12 protein-coding genes and 2 pseudogenes are annotated in these 16,880 nt (G+C 73.9%); 5 read left to right on the top strand and 9 right to left on the bottom strand.

From position 1 onward, the window contains the following. Positions 1-161 precede the first annotated feature (161 nt). The 7 genes and pseudogenes from hypE to POF43_RS06005 all read right to left on the bottom strand — a co-directional run bounded on the left by hypE (position 162) and on the right by POF43_RS06005 (position 8,310). Positions 162-1,268: a hydrogenase expression/formation protein HypE gene (gene hypE, locus POF43_RS06035; RefSeq protein WP_372515859.1), complete on the bottom strand. Its 1,107-nt coding sequence runs from the start codon at positions 1,266-1,268 to the stop codon at positions 162-164. Continuing rightward, positions 1,261-2,400 (bottom strand): hydrogenase formation protein HypD, encoded by a 1,140-nt coding sequence (hypD, locus tag POF43_RS06030; RefSeq protein ID WP_271323927.1) that lies wholly within the window; start codon positions 2,398-2,400, stop codon positions 1,261-1,263. Before hypD ends, hypE begins: the two co-directional genes overlap by 8 nt. Before the next feature lie 155 nt (positions 2,401-2,555). Next, a pseudogene (locus POF43_RS35380) lies at positions 2,556-2,825 on the bottom strand (HypC/HybG/HupF family hydrogenase formation chaperone); the annotation flags it as partial. 96 nt (positions 2,826-2,921) lie between these two features. Continuing rightward, positions 2,922-5,339 (bottom strand): carbamoyltransferase HypF, encoded by a 2,418-nt coding sequence (hypF, locus tag POF43_RS06020; RefSeq protein ID WP_271323929.1) that lies wholly within the window; start codon positions 5,337-5,339, stop codon positions 2,922-2,924. 14 nt (positions 5,340-5,353) lie between these two features. Beyond that, complete coding sequence (gene hypB, locus POF43_RS06015; protein ID WP_271323930.1) at positions 5,354-6,187, bottom strand: hydrogenase nickel incorporation protein HypB; 834 nt, start codon at positions 6,185-6,187, stop codon at positions 5,354-5,356. Between the two features lie 4 nt (positions 6,188-6,191). Further along, positions 6,192-6,569: a hydrogenase maturation nickel metallochaperone HypA/HybF gene (locus POF43_RS06010; RefSeq protein WP_271323931.1), complete on the bottom strand. Its 378-nt coding sequence runs from the start codon at positions 6,567-6,569 to the stop codon at positions 6,192-6,194. Positions 6,570-6,930: 361 nt separating this feature from the next. Next, positions 6,931-8,310 carry a sugar porter family MFS transporter gene (locus tag POF43_RS06005; protein ID WP_271312582.1) on the bottom strand — a complete coding sequence of 460 codons (1,380 nt, stop codon included), beginning with the start codon at positions 8,308-8,310 and terminating at the stop codon, positions 6,931-6,933. Positions 8,311-8,739: 429 nt separating this feature from the next. Here POF43_RS06005 and POF43_RS06000 point away from each other — a divergent pair, with 429 nt between their 5' ends. Next, positions 8,740-10,017 (top strand): alginate lyase family protein, encoded by a 1,278-nt coding sequence (locus POF43_RS06000; protein ID WP_303659190.1) that lies wholly within the window; start codon positions 8,740-8,742, stop codon positions 10,015-10,017. Positions 10,018-10,138: 121 nt separating this feature from the next. Further along, positions 10,139-11,323, top strand: a complete 1,185-nt coding sequence (locus tag POF43_RS05995; protein ID WP_282704442.1) for an L-talarate/galactarate dehydratase — start codon at positions 10,139-10,141, stop codon at positions 11,321-11,323. Positions 11,324-11,378: 55 nt separating this feature from the next. Here POF43_RS05995 and POF43_RS05990 read toward each other — a convergent pair whose 3' ends face one another. After that, positions 11,379-12,314, bottom strand: a complete 936-nt coding sequence (locus POF43_RS05990) for a LysR family transcriptional regulator (protein ID WP_271324683.1) — start codon at positions 12,312-12,314, stop codon at positions 11,379-11,381. Positions 12,315-12,343: 29 nt separating this feature from the next. Between POF43_RS05990 and POF43_RS05985 the strand changes: the two are divergent. Next, positions 12,344-12,861 (top strand): annotated as a pseudogene (locus POF43_RS05985) (MFS transporter); the annotation flags it as partial. A gap of 2 nt (positions 12,862-12,863) precedes the next feature. On the opposite strand, the gene POF43_RS05980 reads toward POF43_RS05985, so the two are convergent. Then, positions 12,864-14,123, bottom strand: a complete 1,260-nt coding sequence (locus POF43_RS05980; protein ID WP_271324684.1) for an 8-amino-7-oxononanoate synthase — start codon at positions 14,121-14,123, stop codon at positions 12,864-12,866. 120 nt (positions 14,124-14,243) lie between these two features. On the opposite strand from POF43_RS05980, the gene bioB reads away from it, so the two are divergent. Continuing rightward, complete coding sequence (gene bioB, locus POF43_RS05975; RefSeq protein ID WP_271313734.1) at positions 14,244-15,473, top strand: biotin synthase BioB; 1,230 nt, start codon at positions 14,244-14,246, stop codon at positions 15,471-15,473. Further along, positions 15,466-16,779, top strand: coding sequence for an adenosylmethionine--8-amino-7-oxononanoate transaminase (locus tag POF43_RS05970; RefSeq protein WP_271324685.1), 1,314 nt, complete (start codon positions 15,466-15,468; stop codon positions 16,777-16,779). Before bioB ends, POF43_RS05970 begins: the two co-directional genes overlap by 8 nt. Positions 16,780-16,880 lie beyond the last annotated feature (101 nt).

Genomic DNA, 16,880 nt, shown 5'->3' with positions numbered 1-16,880 from the left:
ATTCCGGCGCACGGCCCTGCCCCGCCCCCCGTTACCGAGCCGCCGTACCCGCTGACCCGACCCCCGTCACCGACCCGCCCTCCGCAAGCGGTCGGCGATCGACAACCCGCTGCCGGCCCGGCCCCTCGACCGTTCAAGGGGCCGGCCGGTCCTGCGAACCGTCAGCAGATGCGCGGCAGTTGCTCGCCCAGGGGCAGGTCGACGATCCGGGTGCCGCCCAGGGCGGTGCGGGCGACGACCATGCCGGGGTGGGCCTCGACGCATTCGCCGATGACCGCGGCGCCGGCGCCGAGCGGGTGGGCGCGCATCGCGGCGAGGACGGCGTCGGCGTGTTCGCGGGGGACGAAGGCGACGAGTTTGCCCTCGTTGGCCACGTACCAGGGGTCGAGCCCGAGGATGGCGCAGGCGTTGGCCACGGCCGGCGGGACCGGGACGGCGCGTTCCTGGACGACGACGCCGACCGACGCGGCGGCGGCGATCTCGTTGAGGGCCGCGGCCAGGCCGCCGCGGGTCGGGTCGCGCAGGACGTGCAGGTCGCGGGTGGCCGCGAGCATGGCATCGACGAGTCCGCCGAGGGCGGCGCAGTCGCTCTCGACGGCGGCGCCGAACTCCAGGCCCTCGCGGACGCTCATGATGGCCACGCCGTGCTCGCCGACGGGGCCGCTGACGATGACGACGTCGCCGGGGACGGCCCGTTGCGGTCGGATGTCGACGCCGTCGGGGATCAGGCCGATCCCGGAGGTGTTGATGTAGACGCCGTCGCCGTGGCCGGCCTCGACCACCTTGGTGTCCCCGGTGGCCACCTCGACGCCGGCTGTGCGGGCGGCGGCGCCGAGGGCCTCGGCGATCCGGGCGACGGCGGCGACCTCGACGCCCTCCTCCAGGATGAACCCGCACGACAGGTAGGCGGCCCGGGCACCGCTCATGGCCAGGTCGTTGACCGTGCCGTTGACCGCGAGGTCGCCGATGCAGCCGCCGGGGAAGAACAGCGGGCGCACCACGAAGGAGTCGGTGGAGAAGGCCAGCCGGGCGCCGCCCAGCCGGACCGTGGCGGAGTCGCCGAGCGCCGACAGCACCGGCCCGCCGAAGGCCGGGGCGAAGACGTGCTCGACGAGTTCGGCGGACAGCGCGCCCCCGCCGCCGTGGCCCATGACGACGTGCGGGTGGTCGCGCAGCGGGACCGGGCAGGTCCAGCCGGAGAAGTCCGGCGGCCGGTGCCGCGCGGGGGTCACGGCCGGCCGGCGGGTCAGGTCGGTGGTGTCAGCCAACGGGGGTCGCCTCCACGGTGGGGGATGTCGCGGTCGCGCGCGTGCCGCCGAGCCGGCGGTAGAGGTAGTAGGCGGCGCAGGCTCCCTCGCTGGAGACCATGGTCGCGCCGAGCGGGTTGCGCGGGGTGCAGGTGGTGCCGAACGCTTCGCACTGGTGCGGTTTCAGCAGGCCCTGGAGGACTTCGCCGCTGCGGCACTCGGCGGGCTCCGAGGTGGTGATGTCACCGACGTCGAAGCGGTCTTCCGCGTCGAACTCGCGGTAGCGGGGGGCCAGTCGCCAGCCGCTGCCGGGGATGACGCCGATGCCGCGCCAGGCGCGGTCGGTGACCTCGAAGATGTCGGCGATCATCTCCTTGGCGGCGGCGTTGCCCTCGTCGCGGACCGCGCGGGCGTAGCCGTTCTCCACCCGGTGTTCGCCGTTCTCCAGCTGCCGCACCGCGCGGCGCACGCCTTCGAGGATGTCCAGCGGCTCGAACCCGGTGACGACGATGGGCACCCGGAAGGTGTCGGCCAGCGCGGGGTACTCCCCCACGCCCATGACGCTGCACACGTGGCCGGCGGCGAGGAAGGCGTCCACCCGGCAGTCCGGCGACCGCATGATGGCCTCGATGGCCGGCGGTACGCGGACGTGCGAGACCAGGAGGCTGAAGTTGCGGATGCCCAGGCGGCTCGCCTGGTGGACCGTCATGGCGTTGGGCGGCGCGGTGGTCTCGAAGCCGATGCCGAAGAAGACGACCTCGGAGCCCGGGTTGTCCTGGGCGACGCGCAGCGCGTCGAGCGGCGAGTAGACCACCCGCACGTCGCCGCCGGCCGCCCGGACCTGGAACAGGTCGCGGCCGGTGCCGGGCACCCGCAGCATGTCGCCGAACGAGCAGAAGATCACGCCGGGCCGGGCGGCGATCTCCAGCGCCTTGTCGATCATCTCCAGCGGGGTCACGCACACCGGGCAGCCGGGGCCGTGGATCAACTCAAGCTGTTCGGGCAGGAGTTGGTCGATGCCGTGCCGGATGATGGAGTGGGTCTGGCCGCCGCACACCTCCATCAGCGCCCAGGGCCGGGTCACGGTGGCGTGGATCTCGTCCAGCAGGCGCCGGGCCAGCTGCGGGTCCTGGAACTCCTCGATGTACTTCACCGCCCCTCCTCCCCCACGGCCTGCTGCCCGGCCGCGAGCACCGGCTCCGGCACGGACAGCGGCCCCGGCCCCGGTTGGGGTTCAGGTTCGGGCCCCGGCGGGGCGACCGGTTCGCCCGGCTGCCCGGCGGTCCGTACCGGCACCGGTCGTTCGGGCGCCGCGCCGGCGGCGGCCTCCCACGGGTCGCCGAACTCCTCCACCAGCAGGCCGAGGCTCTCGAACAGGGCGAGCGTCTGCCGGGCGGACTCCTCGTCCAGCCGCTGCAACGCGAAGCCGACGTGCACGATGGTGTACTCACCGACCTTCAGGTCCGGCAGGTACTCCAGGCAGACCTCCTTCACGACGCCGCCGAAGTCGACGGTCGCCATCCGCGTACCGTCGCGTTCCTCGATCTCCAGGACTTTGCCGGGCACCGCCAGGCACATGTCGTTCTCCTCGTCTCGGGCGTGGACGTAAGGGGCGGGCGTAAGGGGGGTGGGCTGAGGCACGGACTACGGTGCGGATGTGCGGAGTTGACGCCTTCAGGCGTCGGCGGGGTCGGGCCGCCGGCGGGCCGCGACGACGGCCTGGCCCAGGGCGAGCCCGCCGTCGTTGGGGGGCACCAGGCGGTGGCGCAGCACGGTGAAGCCGTCCTCGCGCAGGCCCCGCGCGCAGGCCGTCGACAGCAGGGTGTTGGCGAAGACGCCGCCGGTCAGGGCGGCGGTCCGCACGTCCCACCGGTCCCGCAGCGTCCGGCAGGTGCGGCGGACCTCGGCGGCCACCGCCGCGTGGAACCGGGCCGCGACCAGCGGCACCGGCGTCCCGCACCGCAGGTCGGCCACGATCGCGGCGAGCACGGGGGCGGGGTCGAGGATCAGGGGGCCGTCGGCGCGGTCGGCGGTTCCGGGACGCGGGGCGAAGGCGTACGGGTGGTCCGGTTCGCCGGGGAAGGCGGCCGCGGCGGCCTCCAGCTCGATCGCGGCCTGCGCCTCGTAGCCGGCGTGCTGGCGGACCCCGGCGAGCGAGGCGACCGCGTCGAAGAGCCGGCCCATGCTGGAGGTCGGCACACAGTTCAGTCCGGTGTCCAACTGGCGTGCCAGCAGGGTGCGTTCGGGTTCCGGGCAGGCGGCGGCGCACGGCAGGTCCGCGCTCCACGGCAGGCCGGCGGCCCGCAGGTGGGACAGGGCCATCCGGTACGGGCGCTCGACCGCGGCGTCACCGCCGGGCAGCGGTACGTAGGCCAGGTGGGCGGCGCGCCGGTAGCCGTCGTAGTCGGCGAGCAGGAACTCCCCGCCCCACACGGCCCCGTCGTCGCCGTAACCGGTCCCGTCGAAGGCCACGCCGATGACCGGGCGGCCGCCGTCGAGACCGTTCTCCGCCATGACCGCGGCGATGTGCGCGTGATGGTGCTGCACGTGCCGTACCGGGCGCCCGGCGGCGTGCCGCGCGGCCCAGCGCGACGAGCGGTACCCGGGGTGGCGGTCGGCGGCCAGCAGGCGCGGCGTCACGCCGGTGATGCTCTCCAGCTGCCGTTCCGCCAGGCCGAACGCGGTGAGGGTGGCCAGGTCGTCCATGTCGCCGACGTGGGCCGAGGGCCACGCCTGGCGGCCCTCGGCGAGGCAGAAGGTGTTCTTCAGGTCGCCGCCGACCGCCAGCACCGGGGTGACCGCGACGGGCAACGGCACCGGGAAGGGTGCGTAGCCGCGCGAGCGCCGCACCGGCAGTTCCTCGCCGTCGCAGATGCGGACCACCGTGTCGTCGCACGGGACGTGGATGGGCCGGTCGTGGGTGAGCCAGGCGTCCGCGAGGCCGGCCAGCCGTTCCAGGGCCGCCGCGTCGTCGGTGACGATGGGCTCACCGCCGCGGTTGCCGCTGGTCATCACCAGCAGCCGCGGTCCGGGCGGATCACCGGGCAGCCCCAGCAGCAGGTGGTGGACCGGCGTGTACGGCAGCATGACGCCGAGGTCCGGGCTGCCGGGGGCGACGGCGTCGGCCACCCGCCGTGTCCCGGGGCCGGTGGCGGGCCGGCGGCGCAGCAGCACGACGGGCCGGCGGTGGCCGGTGAGCAGCCGCCGTTCTTCCGGGCCGAGGTACGCCAGCGGTGCGATGTCGTCGACGTCGGCGGCCATGAGGGCGAACGGCTTGTCGCCGCGGGCCTTGCGCCGCCGCAGCCGCCGGACGCTGTCGGCGTTCGCCGCGTCGCACGCCAGGTGGTAGCCGCCGAGTCCCTTGACGGCGATGATCGCACCGCGCGCCAGCAGCAGGCGTGCGGCGGCCACCGGGTCGGCGCCGCCCCCGGCGTACGGCCGCGGCGCGGCGGTGACGTCCGCGGGGGCGGCGGTGTCCGGGGCCGGCGCCAGCAGCAGTCGCAGCTTCGGGCCGCAGTCGTGGCAGGCGACGGGCTGGGCGTGGAAGCGCCGGTCGGCGGGGTCGGTGTACTCCCGTTCGCAGCGCGGGCACATCGCGAAGCCGGCCATGGTGGTGTTGGCGCGGTCGTACGGCAGTCCGGTGACGATGGTGAAGCGCGGTCCGCAGTGGGTGCAGGTGATGAAGGGGTGCCGGTGGCGCCGGTCGGCGGGGTCGCGCAGTTCGGCCAGGCAGTCGGCGCAGGTGGCGGTGTCCGGCGGGACGAGGGTGCGCCGGGGGCCGTCCGCGCGGGACGGCACGATGCTGAAGCCGCTGACGCCCCGCACGTCGAGGGGCCGGTGGTCCACCGACTGCACCACGGCCAGCGGCGGGGCCTGCGCCGCGATCAGCCCGCAGAAGGATGTGACGGCCGCCGGCGCGCCCTCGACCTCGGCGACCACGCCCTCGCCGGTGTTCGTCACGTACCCGGACAGCTTCAGCCGGTGGGCCAGCGCGTGGACGAACGGGCGGAATCCGACCCCCTGCACCACGCCGCGCACCACGACGCGGCGGCGCACGGCGGCGGCAGGGGCGAGCGTCGGCTCGGCGGTCATCGGCCTTCCCGCGATCAGTGCGCGTGCTCGTGGGTGAGGGGATGCCCGTCGCCGTGGCTGTCCTCGTCACCGTGGTCGTGGTCGTGGTCGTGATCATGCCCGTGATCATGGCCGTGCCCGTCTCCGTGGCCGCGCCCGTCACGGTGACCGTGCCCGTCGAGGGCCGTGGCCATCACGGGTTGGTGGACGGCCGCGCCGTGGCTCACCGCGAGCGCCCGGTCGAGGAGCCGGCCGACGCCCTCGCCGCGGCGGGCCGAGGTGTGGACCACCTCGACGCCGGGGTTGACCTGCCGGACGTTGGTGAGGAAGGCCTCCTGGTCGAACTCGACGGCGGCCGCGATGTCCTGCTTGGTCACGACGACGAGCTGCGCGAGCCCGAAGGCGGTCGGGTACTTCAGCGGTTTGTCCTCGCCCTCGGTGACGGAGGCGAGCACCACCCGCAGCGACTCGCCGAGGTCGTACGACGCCGGGCACACGAGGTTTCCGACGTTCTCCACGAACAGCAGCCGGGTGCCGGCGGGCAGCCAGCCGTCGAGGTGGTCCCGGAGCATGTCGGACTCCAGGTGGCACAGGCCGTCGGTCAGCACCTGCTTGACCGGTACGCCGGCCCGGGCCAGCCGGGTCGCGTCGTTCTCGGTGGCGAGGTCCGCGGTGAGGGCGGCGACCGGGATGCCGCGCCGCCGGGCCAGGGCGAGTTCGGCCTCCAGCAGGGCGGTCTTGCCGCTGCCGGGGCTGGACAGCAGGTTGACCAGGACGGTCGCGCGGGCGGCGAGTTCGGCCCGCAGGCGGTGGGCGCTCCGGTCGTTCTTGGCGAGCACCGCCGTTCGAAGGTCGGTGGCACGGCACATGGCGTCAGGCCTCCTCATGGGCGGCGGCACGCCGGCCGGGCGCCCACCGCACCTCGGCGATCTCCAGTTCCCGCCCGGACAGCAGGCCGGCCGCCGGTCCCTCGCAGGCGGGGCAGCACAGGTGCGGCGGCAGACCGGTCGCCCACTCCCGGGCGCACGGCGCGCAGTGCGCCCGGCCCGGTACCGGTTCGGTCAGCAGTACGGCGCCGGCGAGCACCGTGTCCTCGCAGGCCAGCTCGAAGCAGAACCGCAGGGCGTCCGGGACGACACCGGCGAGTTCCCCGACGCGCAGCACCACCGTCTCGACCGCCTCGTGGCCGCCGCTGCGTGCGGCGTCCCCGATCTGGTCGACCACGGCCAGCGCGATGGACATCTCGTGCATGATCACTCCCGCGCGGCAGCCCCCGGCGGGCCCGGCGGCCGTGATCAGTACAGGGGTGTGCCACGGGCCGCCGGCTCCGCCACGCCGCGCGGGCCGGCCGGCGTCGCCCGGACGGCGGGTACCCCGTGGGCGCGGGTGGCCGCAGCGAGGAGACGGGCGGGTGGCGGGCCCGCACACCAGCCGGCCCCCGCCGGCGTCCCCGGCCGGGGCTCAGCCGATGATCACCTCGCGTCGCAGGCTGCCGTGGACGCCGCAGAGGCCACGGCCGGCCATGCCGTGGCGGCGGCCGTCGCGAACGCGTGCGCCCGGCGGGGGCCGTGAGGCCGTCGTTGCCTCGGTCGCGGATACGCCCGGTCCGGGCTCACTTTCCGTCGCGCAGGCCCAGTTCGATCTGCTCCAGGCTGCGGCCCTTCGTCTCCGGCACCAGCCAGCGCGTCAGGACGAACAGCACCGCGTTGACGCCGGCGAACACGAACATGGTGTTGCCGAGGCCCAGGTGGTTGTCGTCGGACATGATCGGGAACACCGCGGTGACGATGCCGGTCGCCGCCCACAGCACGACCGCGCCGACGCCCATGCCCGCACCGCGCGCCTTGAGGGGGAAGACCTCGGCCATCATCACCCACACGACCGCGCCCCACCCGAGTTCGTAGCCGGCCAGGTACAGCACGAGGAGCACGACCGCCAGCGTGCCCAGGGTGTTCTGGTCGTGGACGCTGATGACGACCCAGCCGGTCAGGGCGAGCGTGACCACCATGATGACGTTGCCGATGAGCAGCAGTGGCTTGCGCCCCCAGCGGTCGACGACGAACACCACCCAGGCGGTGAAGACCAGCTTGGTGACGCCCAGCACGACGGCGGACAGCAGGGCGGTGCTGGCGGTGAAGCCCAGCGAGACCAGCATCGTCGGGAAGTAGGCGTTGATCGCGTTGACACCGCTGAACTGCTGCCCGACAGCGAGCAGGATCGCGACGAACAGCATCGGGCGCACCCAGCGGGCGCCGAGGTCGCGGATGCGGTAGACGCGTTCGCTGTCGATCCTGATGACCTCGCGGATGGCCGAGATCTCGGCGTCGACGTCCTCGCCGCGATGCGTGCACTCCAGCACGGCGCGCGCCTCGTCGTCCTTGCCCAGGTTGATCAGCCAACGGGGCGTCTCCGGCAGGCGGGTGAGCCCGACGACCAGCAGCACGGCGGGAACCAGCGCGCCCGCGAGCATCCAGCGCCACGCCTGGTGCGGCTGGAGCCAGTAGTCGACCAGGAACGCGATCAGGATGCCGCTGACGATGAAGATCTGGTTGAGCGAGCCCATCGCACCGCGGATCCGGCTGGGCGCCAGCTCGGACAGGTACGTCGGCACCGTCGCCGAGGACAGGCCGATGCCCACGCCGAGAACCGTGCGGAAGGCGACCAGGGCCCCGAAGCCGGGTGCCAGGGCGCAGGCCACCGTGCCGAGGATGACCACGCCCGCGGCCGCCATGATGGTGCGCCGCCGGCCGATCAGGCCGGTCAGCCGGCCGGCGAGGCCGGCCCCGACCATGGCGCCGACGGACAGGCTGGCGGTGACAACGCCCTTGTCCAGGCCCGTCAGTTGCCAGACCTTGGAGATCACGACGAGCACGCCGGCGATCACGCCCAGGTCGTACCCGAAGAGGATGCCGCCGAGGGCACCGAAGAAGTAGAGGGTGGCAGGACTGATCCTGCGCAGGCTGGACGGCGGGCCTGTAGGCGCCTTTGCCATGCGGGGTTGCCTCGTCTCAGAGCGTATCCGGCTGGTCGGTGCGCGCTTCGCAGGACCGTTCCAGACCGTTCCGGAGGGCGAGTGGTGCTGGAATTGAAGCGCCGGCCCGCAACGCGGGTCAAGACCGCGCGTCCCCATCCGGGATCGGAACCCGGCAGCTTTTAGGATGTTCGGCAGGGAATCACCCCTCGCGTCCGTTCACTGATGTGAACAGAAGTCGAGGGAGTGAACAATTTTACCTCTCCTTGACGTACCGCCGATTGCTCCGGCTCGCTCACGCGCCCCACCATGAGGTCACGCTTCGTCAGGGCCGCTCGCTCCGCTCCTCCTACGCCTCACCCGCGCTCGCCACCGATCCCATCGGCCGGCACCATCCAAGGAGTCGTCATCGTGCGCCGCACCCGCAGCGGAAGTCTGGCCCGAAAACTCATGTCGGTGGCCGCCGTCGCCGGCCTGTTCACCGCCCTCGCGATCTCCTCGCCCGCCTCGGCCGCCACGTCACCGGCCGCCGCGTCACCGGCCGCGGGCCCCGGGGGCGTGCCCCGCACCGTCGTGCTGGACGGACCGCGGCTGGCCCTCACGCGCCTGATGGTGCGGGCCGGGGCTCCCCAACTCCGCGGCCCGGTCTCCTCGTTGAAGGCGCAGGCGGACAGCTACCTGACCCAGGGGCCGTGGTCGGTGATGGACAAACCGCAGACTCCGCCCAGCGGTGACAAGCACGACTACCTGAGCCAGGCGCCCTACTGGTGGCCCTCCCAGCCGGCGACCGCGAGCAATCCGCAGGGCTGCCCGTACGTCGACCGGGACGGGGTGCGCAACCCCGAGGTCGACACGATCACCGACCACTCCGAGCGCGGCGAGATGTTCAACGCCGTCTACGACCTGACGCTGGCCTGGTACTACACCGGCGACCCGGCCTACGGCAAGCGGGCCGCCCTCGACCTGGAGACCTGGTTCATCGACCCGGCGACGCGGATGAACCCCAACCTCACCTACACCCAGGGCATCCCCTGCCAGCTCGACGGCCGCGGGATCGGCATCATCGACTTCTCCCAGCAGTTCACCGACATCCTCGACGCGGTCGCGCTGCTCAACACCGGCGCCCCGGGCTGGAGCCACTCCGACAACACCGCGATGACCGGCTGGGACACCCAGTTCCTGAACTGGCTGATGACCAGCTCCAACGGCGCGGACGAGGCGGCAGCCACCAACAACCACGGCTCGTTCTTCGACATGCAGGAGGCCGCGCTCGCGCTGGCGGTCGGCCGTCCCGGGCTCGCGAAGTCCATCGCCGAGACCGCCGAGACGAAGCGGCTCGACGTCCAGCTCGCCGCCGACGGCAGCCAGCCGCTGGAACTCAGCCGCACGCTGCCCTTCCACTACTCCACCTTCAACCTGCTCGCGCTGACCCGGCTGGCCATGATCGGGCAGAAGGTCGGCGTCGACCTGTGGCACTACCGGACGCCGGCGGGCGGCAGCATCTTCAAAGCCGTCGACTTCCTCGTCCCGGCGGCGACCGGCACCGCGTCGTGGAGCTATCCGGACCTCAACTTCCAGGCGTGGGCCGCCACCGACGTCATCGAGGCGGCCGCTGACGCCGGCGACCACACCGCGGGCAAGGCGCTGCCCGACCTCACGCAGCCGCCCGGCGGAGAGTTCTGGCTGCTGCGTCCCGCACCGGAGCAACTGGACCCGGTCACCTCCTGACGCCCGTCCCCCACACCGGCCGGCCGGGGGGCGCCGGCGGTGCCGCACGCGAGGGGACGCGGTCCAGGACCGTCGCGAACCGTCCTGGACCGCCTTCGCGACCGTGATCGAAGGAGACACCGTGACCGCACCCGCCTCCCCCACCTCCCCGACCTCACTCGCCTCCCCCGAGGGCGACGCGACATCCGACCGCGTCACGGGAGTACGACTGCGCGCGGTGCACCTGCCGTTGACCACGCCCGTCAGCGACGCCAAGGTGCTCACCGGGCGGCAGCGTGCGATGACCGAGGTCGCCTTCCTGTTCGCCGAGGTCCGCACCGCGCGGGGCCACGAGGGCCTGGGCTTCAGCTACTCCAAGCGGGCCGGCGGCCCCGCCCAGTTCACGCACGCCTGCGAGGTCGCGCCGGAACTGCTCGGCGAGGACCCCAGCGACATCGCGAAGATCTGGACGAAGCTGGTGTGGGCGAGCGCGTCGGTCGGGCGCAGCGGCCTGTCCACCCAGGCCATCGCGGCCATCGACATCGCCCTGTGGGACCTGAAGGCCAAACGGGCCGGGCTGCCGCTCGCCAAGCTGCTGGGAGCCCATCGCGACTCGGTGCGGTGCTACAACACCTCGGGCGGTTTCCTGCACACCCCCGTCGAACAGGTCCTGGACAACGCGGACGCCAGCCTCGCCCGGGGAGTCGGCGGCATCAAGATCAAGGTCGGTCACCCGGACCACGCGGTCGACCTGCGCCGGCTCTCCGCCGTCCGTGAACACCTGGGCGCCGGCGTGCCGTTGATGGTGGACGCCAACCAGCAGTGGGACCGTCCCGCCGCGCGCCGGATGGGCCGGGCCATGGAGGAGTTCCGGCTGGAGTGGATCGAGGAGCCGCTGGACGCCTACGACGTGCGGGGGCACGCGGCGCTGACCGCGGCGCTGGACACGCCGATCGCCAGCGGGGAGATGCTCGTCAGCGTCGCCGAGCACTGGGAGATGATCAAGCACGACGCGGTCGACATCATCCAGCCGGACGCGCCGCGCGTCGGCGGGATCACGCAGTTCCTCAAGCTCGCCACCCTCGCCGACCACCAACACCTGCAACTGGCCCCGCACTTCGCCATGGAGATCCACCTGCACCTCGCCGCGGCCTACCCGCGGGAACCGTGGGTGGAGCACTTCGACTGGCTGGAACCGCTGTTCAACGAGCGGCTGGAGACCCGCGACGGGCGGATGTACGTCCCCGACCGTCCCGGACTCGGCTTCACGCTGAGCGAGCAGGCCCGGGCCTGGACCCGGGAGACGGCCGGGTTCGGCACGTTCTGACCGGCCCGCCGCAAGCCGCACCGGGACAGCGCCCGGCCGCGGTACGACCCGGCGTTCAGCGCGGACGGACCCAGCCCGGCGTCCAGGTCCCGGCCGCGTCCTGGCCGGCCGCCGTGGCGGCGAGGTGGGCACGCAGGGTGGCCAGCGCCGGGTGGGGGTTGTCGCGGTGCCACACGAGCGAGTGCGGGTAGACGGGCGTCGGGTCGGTCACCGGGATGCGGCGCAGCCCGTGGTCGACGGGCCACACCAGGCGCGTCCGCCCGCCCATGAAGGTGGCCAGCGCCGGGGTGTCGGCGATGGTGTCCAGGAGCGCGTCGGAGCCGAAGTTGGGACCGGTCGCCTCGATGGTGAGGCCGAACTCGGCGACCAGGTCGTCGTAGTAGGCGGCCCACTCGGTGCCGGGGACGACGCCGGGCATCCAGATCCGGTGTCCGATCAGCTGGGCGAGGGTCACCGACCGGGCGCCCGCCAGCGCGTGGGCCGGACCGGTCAGGAGCTGGAGCGGCTCGTCGATCACCCGCACGGACTCGATGTCCTCGGGCAGCGACCGGCCGGGCATGGCGACGGCGCGGAAGGACGCGTCGATCGCGCCGGACCGGATGGTGGCCAGCGCCGTCTCGATCTCGAACAGCATCACCACGCCGAGCTCGATGTCGGGATGCACCCGGTGGAAGTCGCGCATCAGGCCGGCCGCCGCGCCGCGCGAGGAGATCACGTCGACACGCAGCGGACGGCGGCCGGCGCGCACGGAGGCCGCCGCGCGCTCGGCGACCCGCAGCAGTTCGCGCGCGTGGGGCAGGAACGCCTGCCCGTCGATGGTGAGTTCGGCGCCGCGCGGGGTGCGGGTGAACAGCCGCACCCCGAGGTTGCGCTCCAGCGTGGCGACGCGCTTGGAGACGGCCTGCTGGGTGACCGCCAGTTCGGCGGCGGCTTCCTGGAACTGTCCCGCGTCTGCGGCGGCGACGAAGGTCCGGACGGCGTCGAGATCCATGCCGTAGACCCTAGGGGGCACAACCGTTCGCGATCAGCCGCCTGCTGCCGGCGCCGGGCGTCCGCGCGATCGGCGGGCCCGAACCGCGCCCCGAGCGCCGGGAGGCCGCACGCCTGCGCGCCGGGGACCTGCTCGACGGCCGGCGGTACATCCTCACCGACGCGACGCTGCGGCCGGCGCTGTTCAACGCCGCCCTGTTCAACGGCCTGGTGACGGCCGCCCAGCCGCTGATGGCCGTCCTGATGCTCGGCCGGCCCGGGTTCCCGCCGTGGCAGTACGGCCTGGCGTTCGCCGCGCCCTCGACCGGCGGACTGCTCGGTTCACGGCTCGCCCGACCGCTCGTCGCCCGGTTCGGGCAGCGGCAGGTCCTGGTCGCGGTCGGTCGCCGCGCGCGATCCGGCCCATCGGCCTGGCCTTCCCGGGACCGGGCACCGGCGGGCTGCTGCTGGTGGTGGGCGTCGAACTCGGGCTCATCCTCTGCTGCGGCGTCTTCAACCCCGTCCACGCCACCTACCGCCTCGAACGCGCCGCGACCGACCGCCCCGCGGGTCACCGGCCCCCTGTCGGAGGCGTGCGGAAGGCCTCCGGCGGTGCGGCGCGGACGATCGTTTCGACGGCCCGGGCGATCTCGTCGCCCGTCAGGTCGGCGCGGGCGGTCAGGCGCAGCCGGGAGATCCCGTCCGGCACCGACGGTGGCCGGAAGCAGGCCACGGCGAGTCCCGCCGCCCGGCAGTCCGCCGCCCAGCGCACCGCGGCCCGCGAATCCGGTGCCAGCACCGACAGCACGCAGGCGTCCGGTGCCACCGCGTCGAGTCCGGCGGCGCCGAGCCGGTCGTACAGCTCCCGCGCCACGGCCGCCGCCCGGCCCGCGCGTTGCGGCTCGCGGCGCAGCACCCGCAGCGCCGCGAGCGCGCCGGCCGCGGCGGCGGGCGCGAGGCCGGTGTCGAAGATGAAGGTGCGGGCGGCGTTGACCAGGTGTTCCACGACCCGGGCGGGTCCGAGCACCGCGCCGCCCTGACTGCCCAGCGCCTTCGACAGCGTCACCGTGCACACCACGTCGGGCGCCCCGGCGAGCCCCGCCGCGTGGGCCGCCCCGCGTCCCCCCTCGCCCAGCACACCGAACCCGTGCGCGTCGTCGATCAGCAGGGCGGCGCCCGCCGTACGGCACACCTCGGCGTGCCGGGCGAGGGGCGCGGCGTCGCCGTCCACCGAGAAGACCGAGTCGGTGACCACGACCGCGGGGCCGTCGTGCCCGGCGAGCGCCTTGCGTACGGCGTCCGGGTCGCGGTGTGCGACGACCTCGGTGGCCGCCCGGGCCAGCCGGCAGCCGTCGATGAGCGAGGCGTGGTTGCCGGTGTCGGAGACGATGAGGCCGCCGGGCGCGCTCAGCGCGGTGACCGCGGCGAGGTTGGCCGCGTAGCCGCTGGCGAAGACCAGCGCCGCCTCGAAGCCGCTGAAGCCGGCGAGTTCGCCTTCCAGTTCGGCGTGCAGTCCCGTGGTCCCGGTGACCAGTCGCGACCCGGTCGAGCCCGCGCCCCAGCTCAGGGCCGCGTCGGCGGCGGCCCGGGTGACCTCGGGGTGCCGGGTCAGGCCCAGGTAGTCGTTGCCGGCCAGGTCGACCACCCGCGCGTCGACGGTGCGCGGCCGCAGGGTCCGTACCAGGCCGGCCCGGCGGCGGGTCGCGGCGTGCTCGTCGATCCAGGCGAACGGGTCACGGGCCGGCGCCGGCGGGGGCGACGGCTGTGACGCGGGCGGCTGCGGCGGCGCGAGCGGCCCGGCCGGGGCGACGGGCTGCGGGTCAGTGGTCATGCAGGGCAACCTAACGGGCCCGCGTACCAGACGGCGTGTGGTGATACACACACCTTCGGCGGCCGGTGTTATGCGGTCCGTCATTGGCCGGGGCCGGTGCACTGCGCGAAGATCGGGCCCATGGATCTGCTGAAGACGCTGGTGGACAAGGGGTTGCGGCGCGAACTGCCGACCCGCGACGAGGCGCTGGCCGTGCTGGCGACCTCCGACGACGAACTGCTCGACGTGGTGGCCGCGGCCGGGAAGGTGCGCCGCCAGTGGTTCGGGCGGCGGGTGAAGCTCAACTACCTGGTCAACCTCAAGTCCGGGCTGTGTCCCGAGGACTGCTCGTACTGCTCGCAACGGCTGGGTTCCAAGGCCGACATCCTCAAGTACACCTGGCTCAAGCCCGAGGAGGCGGCGGCTGCCGCGGGGGCCGGCGTGGCCGGGGGCGCCAAGCGGGTCTGCCTGGTGGCCAGCGGCCGGGGTCCGACCGACCGTGACGTGGACCGCGTGTCGAAGACCATCGAGGCGATCAAGCAGGAGAACGAGGGTGTGGAGGTCTGCGCCTGCCTCGGGTTGCTCTCCGGCGGCCAGGCGGAACGGCTTCGCACGGCCGGCGCGGACGCGTACAACCACAACCTCAACACCGCCGAGGCGACCTACGGCGACATCTGCACCACGCACGACTTCTCCGACCGGGTGGAGACCGTCAAGCAGGCGCAGGCCGCCGGTCTTTCCGCCTGCTCCGGACTGATCGCGGGCATGGGCGAGTCGGACGCCGATCTCGTCGACGTGGTCTTCGCACTGCGGGCGATGGACCCGGACTCCGTTCCGGTCAACTTCCTCATCCCGTTCGAGGGAACGCCGCTGGCCCAGGAGTGGACCCTCACCCCGCAGCGCTGCCTGCGCATCCTGGCCATGGTCCGCTTCGTCTGCCCCGACGTGGAGGTGCGGCTGGCCGGCGGACGCGAGATCCACCTGCGCACCCTCCAGCCGCTCGCCCTGCACCTGGCCAACTCGATCTTCCTGGGCGACTACCTGACCAGTGAGGGGCAGGCGGGCAGGACCGACCTGGAGATGATCGCGGACGCCGGCTTCGAGGTCGAGGGCGCGGGCACCACGACCCTCCCCCGGCACCGGCTCGACGCGGCGGCCGGCTGCGGCTCGCCCGAGGGCGGGTGCGCGTCGCACGACGGCGGATGCGGTACGCACGAGGGCGGCGCGGCGGCGGACGAAGGCGCGTGCGCCGGACACGCCGGCGGCTGCGGCCCGTGCGGTGAGCAGCCCGCCGCGGCGGCGCCCGCCCGTACCGACCTGGTCGCCGTCCGCCGCCGGGGCGCGGGCACGGATCTCGCGCCCAATGCCTGAGCCGTCCGACCTCCTGGAGGTGGCCGACCTCCTCGACCTCGACCGGGAGCACGTCTGGCATCCGTACGGGCCGATGCCGGGCCGCGCGGAACCGCTGCTGGTGGAGTCGGCGAGCGGTGTACGGCTGCGGGTCGCCGGCCGCGACGGGCGCCGGACCGAACTGGTCGACGGCATGTCGTCGTGGTGGTCGGCGATCCACGGCTACAACCACCCGGTGCTCAACCGGGCGGCCCGCGGCCAGCTGGAGCGGATGAGCCACGTGATGTTCGGCGGGCTCACCCACGAGCCCGCCGTCCGGCTCGCCACCCGGCTGGTGGAGATCACCCCGGACCCGCTGCGCCACGTCTTCCTGTCCGACTCCGGTTCGGTGTCGGTGGAGGTCGCGGTCAAGATGTGCCTTCAGTACTGGCGCTCGACCGGCCGCCCCGCCAAACGGCGCCTGCTGACCTGGCGCGGCGGCTACCACGGCGACACCTGGCAGCCGATGTCGGTGTGCGACCCGGACGGCGGCATGCACCATCTGTGGTCCGGCGCGCTCCCGGCCCAGGTCTTCGCCGAAGCGCCGCCCGGGGGGTACGACGACGAGCCCGATCCGGCGTACTGCGAGCACCTGCGTGAGCTGGTCGCACGGCACGCCGGCGAACTGGCCGCGGTGATCGTCGAGCCGGTGGTGCAGGGCGCGGGCGGGATGCGGTTCCACTCGCCCGGCTACCTGCGGGTGCTGCGCGAGGCGTGCGACGAGCACGACGTGCTGCTGGTGTTCGACGAGATCGCCACCGGCTTCGGCCGCACCGGCCGGCTCTTCGCCGCGGAGCACGCCGGGGTCGAACCGGACGTGATGTGCCTGGGCAAGGCACTGACCGGCGGTTATCTGACGATGGCGGCGACGCTGTGCACCTCCCGGGTGGCGCAGGGGATCAGCGGCGGCGACGTCCCGGTGCTCGCGCACGGTCCCACGTTCATGGCCAACCCGCTGGCCGCCGCGGTGGCGTGCGCCTCGGTCGACCTGCTGCTCGGCCAGGACTGGGCCGCGCGGGTACGCCGGATCGAGGCCGGGTTGCGCGCGGGTCTGGCGCCGGCGACGCGGATCGACAGCGTACGGGACGTACGGGTGCTCGGCGCGATCGGCGTCGTACAGCTCGACCACGAGGTCGACGTCGCGGCGGCGACCCGCGCGGCGGTGGACGCCGGCGTGTGGCTGCGGCCGTTCCGCGACCTCGTCTACGTGATGCCGCCGTACGTCACCGGGGACGACGACCTCGCGCGGATCGGCGCCGCGGTGCTGGCCGCGGCGCGGGCGGGGTGAGCGCCGGCGGCGGTGCCGGAGGGAGCGGGGCCGGGGTGGGGAGTTACGGACCGGGCGCGACAGGGCCGGCGCGACCGGTGGAGCGGGTTGACGGAGTGGGT

Source organism: Streptantibioticus silvisoli (assembly GCF_027947535.2).
In the GTDB taxonomy this organism is placed as follows: Bacteria; Actinomycetota; Actinomycetes; order Streptomycetales; family Streptomycetaceae; genus Streptantibioticus_C; species Streptantibioticus_C silvisoli.
The sequence above is the reverse complement of the archived record's forward strand: the minus strand, read 5'-3'. Positions and strand labels throughout refer to the sequence as shown.